This is a genomic window from Litchfieldella anticariensis FP35 = DSM 16096 (assembly GCF_000409775.1).
In the GTDB taxonomy this organism is placed as follows: domain Bacteria; phylum Pseudomonadota; class Gammaproteobacteria; order Pseudomonadales; family Halomonadaceae; genus Litchfieldella; species Litchfieldella anticariensis.
Map to the genome: position 1 here is coordinate 630,179 of NZ_KE332391.1, position 15,183 is coordinate 645,361.

General features: G+C 59.5%; 14 protein-coding genes. 1 reads left to right on the plus strand and 13 read right to left on the minus strand.

All coding sequences use genetic code 11. The features are described 5' to 3' along the window. Positions 1–31: 31 nt before the first annotated feature. From rimI to L861_RS15350, 8 genes are all read right to left on the minus strand, one after another. Complete coding sequence (gene rimI / locus L861_RS15315; RefSeq protein WP_016417384.1) at positions 32–502, minus strand: ribosomal protein S18-alanine N-acetyltransferase; 471 nt, start codon at positions 500–502, stop codon at positions 32–34. Continuing rightward, entirely contained in the window at positions 483–1,304 is an 822-nt protein-coding gene (locus L861_RS15320; RefSeq protein ID WP_016417385.1) for a hypothetical protein, read from the minus strand. The genes rimI and L861_RS15320 overlap by 20 nt, the downstream gene beginning before the upstream one ends. Continuing rightward, positions 1,301–1,612, minus strand: a complete 312-nt coding sequence (locus tag L861_RS15325) for a BolA family protein (RefSeq protein WP_016417386.1) — start codon at positions 1,610–1,612, stop codon at positions 1,301–1,303. Before L861_RS15325 ends, L861_RS15320 begins: the two co-directional genes overlap by 4 nt. 54 nt (positions 1,613–1,666) lie before the next feature. Then, a complete protein-coding gene (locus L861_RS15330; RefSeq protein ID WP_016417387.1) occupies positions 1,667–3,082 on the minus strand; it encodes an MFS transporter in 1,416 nt (471 codons plus the stop codon). Between the two features lie 88 nt (positions 3,083–3,170). Next, the gene (locus tag L861_RS15335; RefSeq protein ID WP_016417388.1) at positions 3,171–3,557 is read right to left on the minus strand and encodes a hypothetical protein; all 387 of its coding nucleotides are present in this window, start codon (positions 3,555–3,557) and stop codon (positions 3,171–3,173) included. A 102-nt stretch (positions 3,558–3,659) separates the two neighbouring features. After that, entirely contained in the window at positions 3,660–5,168 is a 1,509-nt protein-coding gene (gene lysS / locus L861_RS15340) for a lysine--tRNA ligase (protein ID WP_016417389.1), read from the minus strand. A gap of 122 nt (positions 5,169–5,290) precedes the next feature. Further along, a protein-coding gene (gene prfB, locus L861_RS15345; protein ID WP_144063047.1) for a peptide chain release factor 2 occupies positions 5,291–6,389 on the minus strand; the annotation gives its coding sequence in 2 pieces (ribosomal slippage) (positions 5,291–6,313 and positions 6,315–6,389; 1,098 coding nt in all). 200 nt (positions 6,390–6,589) lie between these two features. Further along, on the minus strand, positions 6,590–7,939 hold the full coding sequence (locus tag L861_RS15350) for an OmpP1/FadL family transporter (RefSeq protein WP_016417391.1): 1,350 nt from the start codon (positions 7,937–7,939) through the stop codon (positions 6,590–6,592). Between the two features lie 308 nt (positions 7,940–8,247). Here L861_RS15350 and L861_RS15355 point away from each other — a divergent pair, with 308 nt between their 5' ends. Further along, the gene (locus L861_RS15355) at positions 8,248–8,667 is read left to right on the plus strand and encodes a VOC family protein (protein ID WP_016417392.1); all 420 of its coding nucleotides are present in this window, start codon (positions 8,248–8,250) and stop codon (positions 8,665–8,667) included. Between the two features lie 92 nt (positions 8,668–8,759). Here L861_RS15355 and recJ read toward each other — a convergent pair whose 3' ends face one another. The 5 genes from recJ to xerD form a co-directional block, all read right to left on the minus strand. Continuing rightward, a complete protein-coding gene (gene recJ / locus L861_RS15360; protein WP_016417393.1) occupies positions 8,760–10,583 on the minus strand; it encodes a single-stranded-DNA-specific exonuclease RecJ in 1,824 nt (607 codons plus the stop codon). Positions 10,584–10,586: 3 nt separating this feature from the next. Beyond that, on the minus strand, positions 10,587–11,975 hold the full coding sequence (gene thrC / locus L861_RS15365; protein ID WP_016417394.1) for a threonine synthase: 1,389 nt from the start codon (positions 11,973–11,975) through the stop codon (positions 10,587–10,589). A 114-nt stretch (positions 11,976–12,089) separates the two neighbouring features. Continuing rightward, positions 12,090–13,406, minus strand: a complete 1,317-nt coding sequence (locus L861_RS15370) for a homoserine dehydrogenase (protein WP_027948120.1) — start codon at positions 13,404–13,406, stop codon at positions 12,090–12,092. Positions 13,407–13,498: 92 nt separating this feature from the next. After that, entirely contained in the window at positions 13,499–14,248 is a 750-nt protein-coding gene (locus L861_RS15375; protein WP_016417396.1) for a DsbC family protein, read from the minus strand. Positions 14,249–14,250: 2 nt separating this feature from the next. Then, on the minus strand, positions 14,251–15,153 hold the full coding sequence (gene xerD / locus L861_RS15380) for a site-specific tyrosine recombinase XerD (protein WP_016417397.1): 903 nt from the start codon (positions 15,151–15,153) through the stop codon (positions 14,251–14,253). Positions 15,154–15,183: the final 30 nt, after the last annotated feature.

Genomic DNA, 15,183 nt, shown 5'->3' on the forward strand with positions numbered 1-15,183 from the left:
ACAGCCATCAGCGTGCTGCTGAAGCGCCCTTCTACAGTCGCCGCGACATCAATAGCGCATCCTCACGCTTCCCGCCGTCTTCCGACGGGTAATAGCCGCGGCGACGCCCATCGACCTCAAAGGCCAGTCGACGGTACAGAGCGATGGCGGCTTTATTGCTCGCTCTAACCTCCAGCAGCAGCCGTTCGCTACCCCAGTCAGAAGCTTCCTCGCACATGCGGGTCAACAATAGTTGGCCGATACCTTGACGTCGAGCGTCTGGAACCACAGTGATCGCCTGCAACTCGGCATCGAAGGGCAAACGGCAAAGCACAGCGAAACCCAGCAATGTCCCCTGTGTATCTCGCGCCCCCCAGACACTTGCCTGAGGGTCACTCAGGGCTGCGGTAAGCTGTGAGGAACTCCAAGGATACGGTTGACCCGCTTGCTCGACCTCGACGACTAAAGCCAGGTGGAGCATCCCCAACCGGTACAGCACCGGTTCAGTCACCTGTTTCGTCATCTTGCTGGTTCCATGCCACTCGCCATGCGGGAAGGCATGGCAACAGGTCACGCTTCGCCGCAGCATCGCGGGCCAGCACCTCGAGCGACGGCCCCCACCAGGCAGGTAGTCCGAGTAGACACGAATGTCCCTCTTCCACAGCCAATACCTGGGCCAAGGCATCGTCATCTCCGAACACTATCACACGTTCCGGGCGCCAACCTTGACGGCGACGCCCATCGATGAAGGCCCGCAAGCCATCGCATGCTTCTTCCAGCGGCGCTTCCACTGGTAATTCGTCCATCATCGGCCAACGAAATGTCTGAAACTCGAGAGAGCCCTCGAGCACGATATCAGCAGCACGCAGGATGTTGGCCAGAAGACGGAGTGACATGGCATCCAGTGGCTGCGTTCCCGGGATCAGCACTAGCCAGCGCCCTTCGAGGGCGGCCACCTGCAGGGTGAAACGGAGTGCCTGCTGCGGCTCGGACGATGTCTCTTGAAGAGTAGATTCGGGGGCACTGGCCTCCTCACCTCGTGAGGTGATCGGCACTTCGGGAGGCGCAAGAGGCTCGCCCAACAGTGCACGAGCCCGCCCTGACTGACGGGGTGCCGGTTCACTAGAGGGTTCCTGGGTCCGAACGCTTGGCTGGTCTTCGAGCAAGCCATGCAGACGCTCGCCAGGCGTTCTAATCGCCGGCGACTCGGGCAGCTCCCATTCACATTCCGGAGTTGGCCAGGCATTGGGCAGGCGATAGCGGCCTACCCAGGCCGTCACCCCCATCGCTTCGAGATACTGCAGGCGTTGGGGCTCGGTGGTCACGACCCGCCACCACCACGACAATGAGGCGAGTCTGGACGGGTACCCTCACGGGCCTGCCACTCTTCGGGTGTATAGAGGTGCAGTGCCAAGGCATGCACCGGCCCCGACAGTTCTTCGGCCAATACCGCATAGATCTGCTGATGGCGTTTAACCGGCATTAGCCCCTGGAAACGGGACGACACCATGGTGACCTTGAAGTGGGTCTCGGAATTGACCGGGACATTATGCATGTGGCTCTCGTTTTCCACTTGCAAGTATGTGGGATCGAGGGCCTGCAGCTTGTCTTCGATACTCGCCTGAATACTCATGACTCATGTCTCATCGTCAAAGGTCTCCACCAGGAGAATCCCCATTGTAACGGTTCAATCCGAGCGCGGCGACGGACGTTGTGAGGCCGCATCGCGTGGAGGCGCCAGGCTCAAGGGAATACGCCGCAAGCTGATTGCCACGGCCCCAGACAAGGCCGCACACCCTAGCCACAACGAGGCCTGAACCGAGCCCAGACTTGCTGCGAGGAACACGCCTACCAATGCCACTCCCAATGATTGCCCCACCGTACGCACGGTACTCATCATGCCCGAAGCGTTGGCGCTACGCGCCTTGGGCACGTTACTCATCATCTCGCGGTTGTTAGGCGCCTGAAACAGGCCGAAGCCCAGCCCACACAGTGCGGTACGCCACAGGCTGTCGACCACGCCGGATTCGGTCTCGAGAAGCGCCAGCGACACCAGCCCGGTCAGTAACAGCACCAATCCCAGGGTCGACAGGGCGGTAGGATTGACTCTGTCAGCCAAGCGCCCGGCCAGTGGGGCAGTCAACATGATGGTCAATGGCCAGGGCGTGAACAGCCAGGCGGTCTGCAACGGCGACAATCCCATTTCCTGCTGATAAAGGAATGACAGTGCCACGAATGCCAGCCCTTGGCCAACAAAGGCCAGTCCCGAGACCATCACTGCCAGGGTGAAACGTGGCTCGTCAAAGAGGGATAATGGCAGTAAAGGGTGAGATGCCCGCCGTTGACGCCATACAAACAACCACATCGTCACCCCGCTAACAGCCAACAGTACTGCGATTTTCTGGCCGCTTCCACCATGCCCCACAGTATCCATTGCCAGGAAGAAGCTGGCCAACATGGTTGCCGAAAACATCGCCCCAAACATATCGAAACCACCGCGACGACGTGGCTCAGCGGGCAAAGCACGCCACGCCAGGAACAGGGCGGCTCCTCCCAACGGCACATTCATGGCGAATAACCAAGGCCAGTCAACCACAGAGAGGACCAGGCCACCAAGTGTCGGCCCCGAGGCATAGCCGGCAGCCACCACCAGCGCACTCATGCCCATTGCCGCTCCTAACAACCGCGTTGGAAAGATCATCCGATATAGCGAGGGGCCAATGGATAGCGTGGCCGCTGCTCCCAAGCCCTGCAAGGCACGAAACAGCAGCAGCGTTTCCAGTGATCCGGACAGAGACGCTCCCCACGATGCCAGAGTGAACAGCGTCAGCCCGGCGATGTACAGCCGGCGACGGCTAAGCAGCTCGCTGAGTGAAGCGAACAGCAACAGGGTGGCCGCACAGACGATCTGGAACAGGCTGAGTACCCATACCGCCCGCGAGGGAGCAATTCGTAGATCCCGGGCGATCGACGGCAGGGCGATATTGATCATGGTGGTGTCGATTACCGCCATCAACGTTCCCAGTACAAGCACCAGCATGGCAATGCGTCGCTCGGGACCAGGTAGACCGTCGTCATCGGGGCGGGTCTCGAACAATCTCATGAGAGCGTTTCACCTACGACAAAAAACCGGCCGCAGCCGGTTCATGGAAGATCATGTATCGAAGCGAAAGGCGGGCCTGTTCGATCACCTAATCCTGATCGGTTTCCAGCAGTAGCGAATCGTCCAGTTCTGCCACCTCGAGCGGGACTTCGTCGTCAAGGTCGACGGCCAGATAGCTGTGCTCGACCTGCACGAATCGCTGGAATAGGGGCCAGTCGAGGATTTCCGGCCACTGCCGCTCATCCTCTTCCCAGGCACGTAGCTCGCTTTCGAGAATTTCCATGTAACGCTCTCGCACGAAGGCCTCGAGCGCTTCCGGCGTGTCCATCTCGGGAATCAGATAGACAGTGTTCTCACGATCGACGTCGTCGAGCGTCAGGTCATCGTCACCGACTGTTGGCTCCAGCGAGTTGATCCAGTCCACGAAAGCCTGGGTCGGCTTGACGCTCAGGGCTGAACGGTTGAGCAACTTCATCGGACTCTCCTCGGCGTCGAAACGCTGATCATTATGGGCGCAAGCACCGCCGGTTACCAACAATTCCCACCAGGATGGTGTCTATTTCCGTTAGTTCGACTTTTACTCGACTTCCGGACGCATCGCCGGGAATAGCAGCACATCCCGAATCGATGGGCTGTCGGTGAACAGCATCACCAGCCGATCGATCCCGATACCCTCGCCTGCTGTGGGCGGCAAGCCATACTCCAGCGCCCGCACGTAGTCGGCATCGTAATACATGGCCTCGAGATCGCCAGCTTCTTTCTCGGCAGCCTGGGCGCGGAAGCGCTCGGCCTGGTCCTCGGCATCGTTGAGCTCCGAGAAGCCGTTGGCGATTTCACGCCCACCAACGAAGAATTCGAAGCGGTCGGTGACGAAAGGATTGGCATCGTTACGTCGTGCCAGCGGACTGACCTCTGCCGGGTATTCGGTGATGAAGGTCGGCTGGTCAAGCTTGTGCTCGGCGACTTCCTCGAAAATCTCGGTCTGCAGTTTACCCAAGCCCCAGTTGTCCTTGACGGCGATACCCAACCGATCGCAAGTGGCGCGGGCTCCCTCATCAGTGTCGATATCGGACTCACCGATACCATCACCGTGCTCGAGAATCGCCTGACGAAGGGTCAGGCGCGTGAATGTCTGCCCCAGCTCATAAGTGGCGCCCTGGTAGGTCAACGTGGTGGTCCCCAGCACCTCTTGGGCCACGTTGCGGATCATCTCCTCGGTAAGGTCGAGCAGGTCATGATAGTCAGCATAAGCCCAGTAGAACTCAAGCATGGTGAACTCGGGGTTGTGGCGAGTCGACAGCCCCTCGTTGCGGAAATTGCGGTTGATCTCGAAGACACGCTCGAACCCGCCTACCACTAGCCGCTTGAGATAGAGCTCGGGAGCGATGCGCAGGTACATGTCGAGATCCAGCGCATTGTGATGCGTGATGAACGGCCGCGCTGCTGCCCCGCCGGGAATTGGCTGCAGCATCGGCGTTTCGACCTCCATGAAGCCACGCGTTTCAAAGAAGCGGCGAATGGCGGAGATCACACCGGCACGTACCTCGAAGATATGCCGCGAGTCGGGATTCATGATCAGATCGACATAGCGCTGACGATAGCGCGCCTCCAGGTCGGTCAGGCCATGGAATTTGTCGGGTAACGGCCGCAGGCTCTTGGTCAGCAGTCTGGCCTCGGTCATCATCACGTACAGGTCACCCTTACCGGATTTGTGCACCGGACCGTACGCCGCAACGATGTCGCCGATGTCCCAGCCCTTGATGTCCTCGAGTACGATATCGGGCAGTCCCTTCTTATCGACGTAGAGCTGGATCTGGCCCGAAACGTCCTGGATGACAATAAACGGGCCGCGCTTGCGCATGATGCGCCCGGCGACTGCCGCCCGACGATCGAGTGTTTCCAGTTCAGCCTTGTCCTTGTCACCCAACTCTTCGATCAACTCCGCTGCCAAGCTGTCACGGCGGAAATCGTTGGGAAAGGCACTATCGCCCATTTCCGCGGCACGTTCGCGTCGTGCCGCCAGCTTGGCGCGACGCTCCGCAATCAAATGGTTCTCGTCGTGCTGAGGGGAATCCTGGTTCGACATTACGTTACCTGTGAAAGATGGTGGCTACGGGCTACGGGCTACGGGCTACGGGCTACGGGCTACGGGCTACGGGCTACGGGCTACGCAGCATAGCCTCGTTGCCCGTCGCTCACGACGGCTTGTTAGAGGCCTTGTTTAAGACTGGCTTCGATAAAGGCATCCAAGTCGCCGTCCAATACCCGCTCGCAGTTGCTGGTCTGCACCCCGGTGCGCAGATCCTTGATGCGCTGATCGTCGAGAACATAGGAACGGATCTGGCTGCCCCACCCGATATCGGCTTTGGAGTCTTCGGCCTCTTGCTTGGCGGCATTGCGTTTCTGCATCTCCAGTTCCCACAACTTCGCCTTGAGCTGTTTCATGGCGAAGTCGCGGTTGGCGTGCTGGCTGCGCTGACTTTGGCACGATACCACGATGCCACTGGGCTCGTGGGTGATACGCACCGCCGAGTCGGTGGTGTTGACGTGCTGCCCACCGGCACCACTGGACCGATAGGTATCGACGCGCAGATCAGCGGGGTTGATTTCAACCTCGAAGCTGTCATCGATTTCCGGTGACAGGAACACCGAGGCAAAAGAGGTGTGGCGTCGACCGCCGGAATCGAAGGGGCTCTTGCGTACCAGCCGGTGCACGCCGGTTTCGGTACGTAACCAGCCGAAGGCGTATTCGCCTTGGACATGGATCGTCGCTGACTTGATGCCCGCTACCTCGCCAGCAGAAAGCTCGACGATCTCGGTCTTGAAACCATGGTGCTCGCACCAACGCAAGTACATGCGCAACAACATGTTGGCCCAGTCCTGAGCTTCGGTGCCACCGGAGCCAGCCTGGATATCGAGATAGGCATTGTTGGCATCCATCTCACCGGCGAACATGCGGCGAAACTCGAGTTTCTCGAGACTCTGCTGGAGGTTGGCCAGTTCTCGCTCGACCTCGGCAACGGTATCCGCGTCATCTTCCATCACTGCCAGTTCGAGCAGATCGGCACTATCCGTCACACCTTGGGTCAGTTCCTCGATGGTCTCGACCACAACTGCCAGCGCGGCGCGTTCCTTGCCGAGCTTCTGGGCATAATCCGGGTCGTTCCAGATGTCGGGATTCTCCAGCTCGCGAGTGACTTCCTCTAGCCGATCCTTCTTTTCGGCGTAGTCAAAGATACCCCCTCAGGACATCTGTCCGCTCGGACAGGTCCTTGATGAGGTTGTTGATCGGGTTGATCTCTAGCATGAACGATTGGCCTGGGATTGTGCTGCAGGGAAAATGGCCGCTACGGTCGAACGACGCGGCAGCGGCCAAAGTAAAGGCCTCTATTGTAGCCAAATCCCGTGGCAGCGACTATCCCGTAGCGCGAACGATCGCCAGCCTATCCCACCTATCAAGAGACGCAACCCGGCCGGAGCCGGGTTGTCATGAGTCACGAAGGGATTTCAGAAGCGATAGTCGACGGAAAGCGCCAGCACATCCGCTGATACCTCATAGGTGCCGGAGAGATTGCCGCGGCTCGCATTCTCATTGGTCGGGGTCGCTTCCTGATCCATGTCGACATCGTCACCGAAGACGCGCATGTAACCCGCGGTGATACCCAAATTGGGGGTCGGCATATAGGTAGCCCCGACGGTCGCCCAGCGACGATCCGAATCCGGCACCCGAGGCGTGCGGAACTCGCTGCTGGATATGGGAGTCGGGTCATATCCCAAGCCAGCCCTCAGCAACCACTGATCATTCAGAGCATAGTTGGCCCCCACCGAGAAGGCCCATGTATTGTCCCAGTTTTCGGTTGTTCTGCTTTCGGAGCCATCCTCGAACTCCACTACCAACTCATCGAAGCTGCTCCACTCGGTCCACTCGGCATTGGCCATCAGCGCCAACCGATCGGTGAGCTGATGGTAGACACCCAGATTCAGGGTGGCGGGAGTGGTGAGATCGGCCTTGCCGCCGCGATCCACGATGCGGGGGTCCATTTGCCCGGCGACAGCGGCATCGGAGAACGCAGTCGTGCCCCGAAACGAAGCATCGCCTTCCAGGGTCAGGTCTACCTTAGAGCGGTAGCTGGCCCCCAGACGAGTCTGATCGGTGATCTGGAAGAGCGCTCCCAAAGTATACCCATACCCCCAGTCATCGCCCTCGACCGTACCAATGACATCATCCCCGCCAGGAGTAGCACCAGGAATTCCCTGCAACGCGGCTGCGGTACCGAAGTCGATGGCATTTGACAGAGTGGCATCGGCATACTGCGCCCGGAGACCGACTGCCAGATTAAGGCGCTCCGTGGCCCGATAGTTGAGCGTCGGCTGGATGTCGATCGTCTTCAGTTCGGTCTCGATGGCGTGATAGCGGCCGATCCAGTCCTCGTCGTACTTGGTGGAGAGGCCATAGGGGGAATGGATCGACAGGCCAAGGTCGAACTGGTCGTTCAACTGGGTCTTGGCGGCAAAGCTGGGTACCCAAGCGGTCTCGCCGCCTTGTCGCGAGCCACCACGATCATAATCGATCAGCCCGCCAACGCTGCTGGCCTGAGCATCTCTCAACTCGAAGTTAGCATCGATATAGGCCACGCCAGCGGCAAACTGGGTACCGTCAATATTGCCGATCGCGGCTGGATTGTAGGCCATGAAGCTAGCGTCTTCGGCCCCGGCCGCGGCGTTGGATAACGCATTGGCCAGGGTCTTGGCGCTTTGCTCACGGACCTGAAACCCCGAGGCCAGTGCTTGACTGGAAACCAACGCAGCGGTAGCAAAAGCAACGGCGATGGAAATCTTGTTGAATTTGTAATGCATCGTCTGACGTCCTTTTCCAGGGAGAGCTGGAAGTAATTGCGATCTTGCCCATGCCGGGCAAGGGCGTGCCTTCTCTTTTTGGCCCAAAGCGCTGCAACGATCAAGGGCAAACGTTTGTTTTAATCGAAAAAACCTTAATACTTTGGTATGGCATAAATAGGTTTTCTTGAACTTTCATCGACTTAGAGAGTCGGCCATTTCTCCAAAAGTTGAGATGGCCTGGGACTTGGATAACGGGATCGGGGCCCAGCGTTGCGCCAGGGGCGAACCTGCTAGGCTTAAGCAAAAAGCGGATATAGGGGGAGCGAATGCCTAAGCTCAACGGCGTGCTGGAAACGGCATTGTATGTCGAGGACATGGCCAGAGCCCGGGCCTTCTTTGAGGGAGTGATGGGACTCGAAGCCTTCACCGCCGATCACCGTTTCACGGCTTACGGCGTTGGGGCCGACTCAGTACTCTTGCTGTTCCTGCGCGGCGAGACCCTCGAAACGGTGATATTGCCTGGCGAGATGGGCACCATTCCACCGCACGACGGCAACGGGCGGGTTCACATGGCCTTCGCCATATCCGCGCGGGAGCTCGAAGCCTGGGAGGCCCAACTCGACGACCATGGTGTCATCATTGAAGGACGAACACACTGGCCAAAAGGGGGTGAAAGCCTGTACTTCCGCGACCCCGACGGTCATCTGCTGGAGCTGGCGACACCTGGCGTTTGGCCGAATTATTGAGAAAAGATGGAAGAAGCAAGTACGACGCTTCGCGTCTTGAAGAAGGATAAAGTGGTACGCTTGCCTCTGGAAGAAACTCTTTTGCGACGTCCTCAACCTGCCAAGGGCTCGGCGTGCTCAATCATCAGTTGCAGCGACTCTCGCCCTTTCCAGCGATTGCGTGACAACTTGTAGGCACAATGCAGCCGGCCCCCCAGGGCGAAAGCCGGAACCTCGCCAGGAGTCAGCGCGCGAAACCAGATAGCGCGCACAGCCACACCCCCTTGCGACAGCTCGAGCATCAGGTGATTGCCCTCGCTCCCCACGACACGCAGATTCTCGACCAGGAAGTCTCCCTCGAACAATGGCGCATCGAATTCGCGGCCATAGGGAGCAAGACGTTCCAGTTCGTCGAGAGTCGTCAACGACAACTGCCCTGCAGCCAACCCACCATCGGTAAACACACAAGGGTAGAGTTCGCGTGAGCCGAGTTGCTCGCTCACTGCCCGCAGGAAGGCCTCGCGGAACATCTCCAGATGGGTCTCGGGGAGCCCGATTCCCGCCGCCCCTTTGTGACCGCCGAAGCGCGGCAACGCCTCGGGTGCCAATTCATGGGCTCTCTGCAGCGCATCGCGCAAGTGCAACTTCTCGATCGAGCGTCCAGAGCCGGTGAGCATTCCGGGCGCGGCGGCACGGGTCAGCACCAGTGTCGGGCGGCCGAAGGCCTGAACGAGGCGCGAAGCGACGATACCCTGCACCCCCGCGTGTCCTTCCTCGAGAAACACCACCAGTGCCGGGGCATCGGCAGCCAATTGCGACATCGCCAGCACACGGGCGGTTTCCGTCATTTCCGCTTCGATGGCCTTGCGTGATTGATTGTCGGCATCCAGCACTTCCAGATGCTGCCGCGCGACATTGTCGTCGGCAGCGAGCATGAAGTGCAGTGCGGCATAGGGATCGTCCAGGCGAGAACGGGCGTTGATCCGTGGTCCCATCTGAAAGGCCAGGGTTTCGGCATCGAAGGGCACACTATCCGCCCCCAAGCGCTCGGCCATGGTTCGCCAGCAGGCGGCTTCCATACGGTTGATCAGCGTCAGCCCATGCGCCACCACGGCGCGGTTGGCTGCACTACCGCCCAACGACACGCAGTCGGCCACCGTTCCAAGCGCCACATAGGAGAGCCAGGGCGAGAGTTTGGGAGTCGATGCCGGCAACGCTCCCCACTCGATCAGCACGCTGCGGGCCAGTGACATCACCAACCAGGCGACCATGCAGCCGGCGATGGTCGAGTCGGGGTAGTCACAGTCCTCGCGGGTCGGATTGATCGTGGCATAAGCCGAGGCTGGTGGTCCTTCCAACGGCAGCGCATGGTGATCGGTAACGATCACATCGATACCGGCATCCTTGAGGCACTGGATACGCGGCTCGTCCGACGAGCCGCAGTCCGCAGTGATCACCAGGCTGGGGCGTGGAGACAGCCGCAAGGTACGCTCCACCAACGGTAGACTGATGCCATAGCCGTCATTGATGCGGTGCCCGATCAAGCTATGTAGCCTGGACGCGGGCACGCCGAACAATTCATTCAGAGTACGCAGGATCACCACATGAGAGGTGATGCCATCGACGTCATAGTCGGTGAGAATACCGATATGCTCGCCTTCGGTCACCGCCTGAGCGATGCGCTCGGCGGCTCGGCGGGCATCTACCAGCCGTTCTGGGTGTTCGAGGTGACGAAGACTGGGCGAAACGAGTGGTGCTAGCTCGCCCCGGTAACCTGACAATCGGCCGGCCAGTATCCGTGCCTGAAGCTCAGTGAGCCCTTCGGCCTGAGCTCGGGTGTAGAGAGCCTCATCGCGCGTACGCGGCAAGATGCGCGTACGCAGCAGATCCCGCGACGGTGGTTCGGCACTCTCCACTTCCCCAAACGACGATGACATCGCTTAGCGCCGATTCTCGGCCACGAAACGCTGTACCGCCAAAAGTTCCGCCGCCAGCACAGTGTAGCGCTCCTCGCGTTCGAGCAAGTCGTCCATATGTGGCGGCAAGGGCACGCCGGGGAAGCCTGCCTTAACTACCGCCTCGGCAAATTTGGCCGGGTGGGCAGTAGCCAATGTGATCATCGGCACAGCAGCATCGGCTCGTGCACGTTCAGCGGCGCGATAGCCGGTCGCCGTATGCGGGTCGAGAATCTCCTGAGTGCGATGACGTGCCTCGCGAATCACCTCGAGAATGGTGGCATCATCGACACTATGGCTGGCAAACATCTCACGCAGCTTGGCCAGCGGAGCCTCGGCCAGAGCCGCCGGTTCCTGCTGGAAGCGCTCCAACAGCACCCGCACCGCGTCACCATCACGTTCATAGGCTTCGAATAGCAGGCGCTCGAAATTCGACGACACCACGATATCCATGGATGGCGCCAGCGTGGCGACCAGGTCCCGTTTGGAGAAGTCGTTGTCGGCAAGCGTGCGGTGGAGGATGTCATTGGCATTGGTGGCGATGATGAACTGCTTGACCGGCAGTCCCATGCGATAGGCCATGTAGCCTGCGAAGACGTTGCCGAAATTGGCCGAGGGTACGCAGAAGCTAACCTCACGATGCGGCGCCCCCAGTGCCACGGCGGCAGCCACGTAGTAGACGACCTGGGCCATGATGCGCGCCCAGTTGATCGAGTTCACCGCTACCAGGCGGGTACCATTCAAGAAATCCTGGTTAGCGAAACTGGCCTTGACCATCGCCTGGGCGTCGTCGAAGTTGCCCTCGATGGCAATGTTGAACACATTGTCAGCCAGCACCGTGGTCATCTGACGACGCTGAACCTCGGAAACCCGGTTATGCGGATGCAAGATGAAGATATCGAGATTATCGCAATGACGGCAGCCCTCGATCGCTGCTGAACCGGTATCCCCCGACGTCGCGCCCATGATTACCGCGCGCTCTCCACGCTTGGCGAGGAAGTGGTCAAGGATACGGCCGAGCAACTGCAGGGCGACATCCTTGAAGGCCAGGGTTGGACCGTGGAATAGTTCGAGCAGGAAGTGGTTGGCATCGAGCTGGTTGAGCGGCACTACGGCATCATGACTGAAGGTGGCATAAGCATCACGGACCAGCCTGCGGAAGGTATCGTCGTCGATCTCGCCATTGACGAACGGTTTCATCACGCGAAAGGCGATCTCGGCGTAGGAAAGCCCAGCCATCGCTGTCAGCTCATCATGCGAGAGCCGCGGTATTTCCTCAGGCACATAAAGGCCGCCATCACTGGCCATGCCGGTCAGCACGACCTCTTCGAAACTCAGCGCGGGCGCCTGCCCACGGGTACTGATATAGCGCATGTTCTGTTCCCTTACCGCCGTGGTCACCGGCCAAGTACGGTTTCTATCCAGCGAGAAGCCCAGTATCTGCCAATTTTCTCTTCCAGCTTCAAGCTAACGGCTTATTGCTGTGGATTATTCATGTTCGTCGAGCGACTCGACACGAATACGGGTAACTGGTCCGGCAATATCGGCCAGCGATTCAAGCTGACGAATCGCTTCATTCATGTGCTTCTCGCGCGTACGGTGCGTGAGCAGAATGATCGGCACCAATTCGCCCTCGGTGGCCTCCTTCTGGATGATCGCCTCGATCGAGATACTTTGCTCGGAGAGAATGGTCGCCACCCGCGCCAGCACACCGGGGCGGTCCACCGCCAGCAACCGCAGGTAATAGGCGGTGACGATGTCCTCCATGGGCAACATCGGCAGGCTGTTCACGCTCTCGTGGATACCGCTGAAAGCCAGGTAAGGCACCCGGTAGTGATGATCGGTGGTGATATCGCGGGCCACGTCGAGCAGATCAGCGACCACGGCCGATGCGGTGGGTTCGGCACCAGCGCCAGCACCGTAATAAAGTGTCGGCCCCACGGCATCCCCCATCACGGCGATGGCATTCTTGACGCCATGCACGTTGGCCAGCAACCGCTCCTTGGGAATCAAGGTTGGATGCACGCGCAGTTCGAAGCCGGCCTCAGTGCGCTTGGAGATACCCAGATGCTTGATGATATAACCGAGATTGTCGGCCTGTTCGACATCCTCGGCAGTGATCCGCGAGATACCTTCGGTGTAGGCCTTCTCGAACTGCAGCGGCACGCCATAGGCGATGGAAGCAAGGATGGTCAGCTTGTGAGCGGCATCGATACCTTCGACGTCGAAGGTCGGATCCGCCTCGGCATAGCCCAGAGCCTGTGCCTCGGCCAGTACATCCTCGAAAGCGCGGCCTTCATCGCGCATATGAGTCAGGATATAGTTGCCGGTGCCATTGATGATACCGGCCAGCCACTCGATGCGGTTGCCACCAAGCCCCTCGCGCAACGATTTGATCACCGGGATACCGCCAGCCACCGCAGCCTCGAAGGCCACGATCACGCCCTTCTCGTGGGCAGCCTGGAAGATCTCGTTGCCATGCACGGCAATCAGCGCCTTGTTGGCGGTGACCACATGCTTGCCGTGCTCAATGGCGGTCAGTACCAATTCGCGAGCCACCTCATAGCCACCGATCAGCTCGACCAGCACGTCGACATCAGGGTTCCTGGCCACCTCGAAGATGTCTGCAGTCGTCTTGACGCCGGTGGTATCGCAATCCGGGTTGTCACGGCGCATCGCCACCTGCTCAATGACGATCGGCCGTCCTGCACGCCGAGCGATCTCATTGGCATTGCGTGTCAATACATTGAAGGTACCGCCGCCTACGGTGCCCAGACCACAGATTCCTACTCTCACCGGTTTCAACGTCGTATTCCCCTTGCTTGTATCATGTTGTCGCGATGTCACCATGCCCGCTAACTTGTCCAGCATGACACAGGTACATCGTAGTATCAGCGTCAGTCGTTCAGGCCAAGCATCTCGACCAGACGCTCAGCCGGCACATAGCCTGGAACCATGCGTCCATCCGGCATGACGATCGCCGGAGTCCCCTGGACGCCGAGTTCCATGCCCAGATGATACTGTTCCTCGACCGGATTGTCGCAGTCCGGCGAGTTGGACAATGTCTCCCCCCGCTTGGCAGCGGTCATCGCCTCAGTCCGGTTTTCCGAGCACCAGACCTGACTCAGCGTACGCCCGCCCTCTGAGCCCATACCTGCCCGTGGAAACGCCAGATATTGCACTTCGACTCCCATCTCATTGAGCTTGGGCACCTCCTCGTGCAGGCGGCGGCAATAGGGGCAGGTGGTATCGGTAAACACTGTGATCGCAGCACGACGCTCACCGGTGCCACGGAAAATCACACGCTCGCTCTCCGGTACTTGAGTCAGGCGCGCAGCACGCTCGGCATTGCGCCGCTGCTCGGTGAGATTGACCAGCCCGTTCTCGCCATTCTCGTAGATATCCCCCACCAGGAAATGCTTGCCCTGCGCATCACTGTAGAAGGTTTCACCATTTTCCAAACGCACTTCGAAGAAGCCATCGAGTGGTGTTTCGCGCACCTCGGCGACAGGCATGGGCTCGCCGTTCACGGTCAGCCGCTCAGCCAAATCGTGGTGGGCCGAAGCCAGGGCAGTCACAGGCAGCCCAATAGCAATCAAGGTAGTGGCAAGCAATGTTGTCAGGACAGGCATCAAGCGTCGATTCATGGTTAACCTCGAGGATGATGAGCAGCATGTAGCGCTTCCAGGCGAGCCTGAGCGACATGCGTATAGATCTGCGTAGTCGATAGGTCGCTATGACCGAGCAACAGCTGTACGACACGCAGATTAGCGCCATGATTCAATAAGTGGGTCGCAAAGGCGTGACGCAAAGTGTGTGGCGACAGCGGCTTATCGATCCCTGCCGTCACGGCATGGATCTTGATTCGGTGCCAGAACGTCTGGCGTGTCATGAAACCGTCATGGCGGCCAGGGAACAAAGGGGGCCGAGTGACATCGGCCATCAAGGCACCCCGTCCGGCACGCAGATAGCGCTCTAGCCAGGCGAGCGCCTCTTCTCCTATCGGCACCAGCCGCTCCTTGTCACCCTTGCCAATTACCCGGATCACGCCTTGGCGCAGGTTGACCGACTCCATGGTCAAGCCAACCAACTCGGAAACTCGCAGGCCGCTGCCATAGAGCACCTCGAGCATGGCACGATCGCGCAGCCCTATGGCCGAATCCAGATCGGGGGCTTCGAGCAAGCGTTCGACTTCGACTTCATCGAGAGTGCCGGGTAACTGCGGCTGTACCCGGGGCAGTCGCACCTCAGTGAGGGGGTCGTACTCAATTACCCCATTGGCCAATGCCCAGCGATAGAAACGACGCAGACTCGACAGCAGCCGAGCGTTGGTACGCAGTTGATAACCGACAGCCCGCCGTTCGTCCAACCATTCCGGCAACGCCCGAGGAGCCGGGATCAGTAGCGATAGTCCGTGCGCCTTGAGATGGTTTTGCCACGCCTTCAGGTCGCGACGATAAGCGGCCAGTGTATGCTCGCTAGCCCCCTGCTCAAGCCATAGGGCATCGAGGAAAGCATCCACCAGGACATCACTCTCACTCGTGTCACTCATCGCCACCCTCAGATGCGCCGAAACCCCGCC

What these genes read in the sequence shown, in the direction of transcription:
- rimI (WP_016417384.1), bottom strand. Translation starts at nt 502, where the DNA reads ATGACGAAACAGGTGACTGAACCGGTGCTGTACCGGTTGGGGATGCTC.
- L861_RS15325 (WP_016417386.1), bottom strand. Translation starts at nt 1,612, where the DNA reads ATGAGTATTCAGGCGAGTATCGAAGACAAGCTGCAGGCCCTCGATCCC.
- L861_RS15330 (WP_016417387.1), bottom strand. Translation starts at nt 3,082, where the DNA reads ATGAGATTGTTCGAGACCCGCCCCGATGACGACGGTCTACCTGGTCCC.
- L861_RS15335 (WP_016417388.1), bottom strand. Translation starts at nt 3,557, where the DNA reads ATGAAGTTGCTCAACCGTTCAGCCCTGAGCGTCAAGCCGACCCAGGCT.
- lysS (WP_016417389.1), bottom strand. Translation starts at nt 5,168, where the DNA reads ATGTCGAACCAGGATTCCCCTCAGCACGACGAGAACCATTTGATTGCG.
- L861_RS15350 (WP_016417391.1), bottom strand. Translation starts at nt 7,939, where the DNA reads ATGCATTACAAATTCAACAAGATTTCCATCGCCGTTGCTTTTGCTACC.
- L861_RS15355 (WP_016417392.1), top strand. Translation starts at nt 8,248, where the DNA reads ATGCCTAAGCTCAACGGCGTGCTGGAAACGGCATTGTATGTCGAGGAC.
- recJ (WP_016417393.1), bottom strand. Translation starts at nt 10,583, where the DNA reads ATGTCATCGTCGTTTGGGGAAGTGGAGAGTGCCGAACCACCGTCGCGG.
- thrC (WP_016417394.1), bottom strand. Translation starts at nt 11,975, where the DNA reads ATGCGCTATATCAGTACCCGTGGGCAGGCGCCCGCGCTGAGTTTCGAA.
- L861_RS15375 (WP_016417396.1), bottom strand. Translation starts at nt 14,248, where the DNA reads ATGAATCGACGCTTGATGCCTGTCCTGACAACATTGCTTGCCACTACC.
- xerD (WP_016417397.1), bottom strand. Translation starts at nt 15,153, where the DNA reads ATGAGTGACACGAGTGAGAGTGATGTCCTGGTGGATGCTTTCCTCGAT.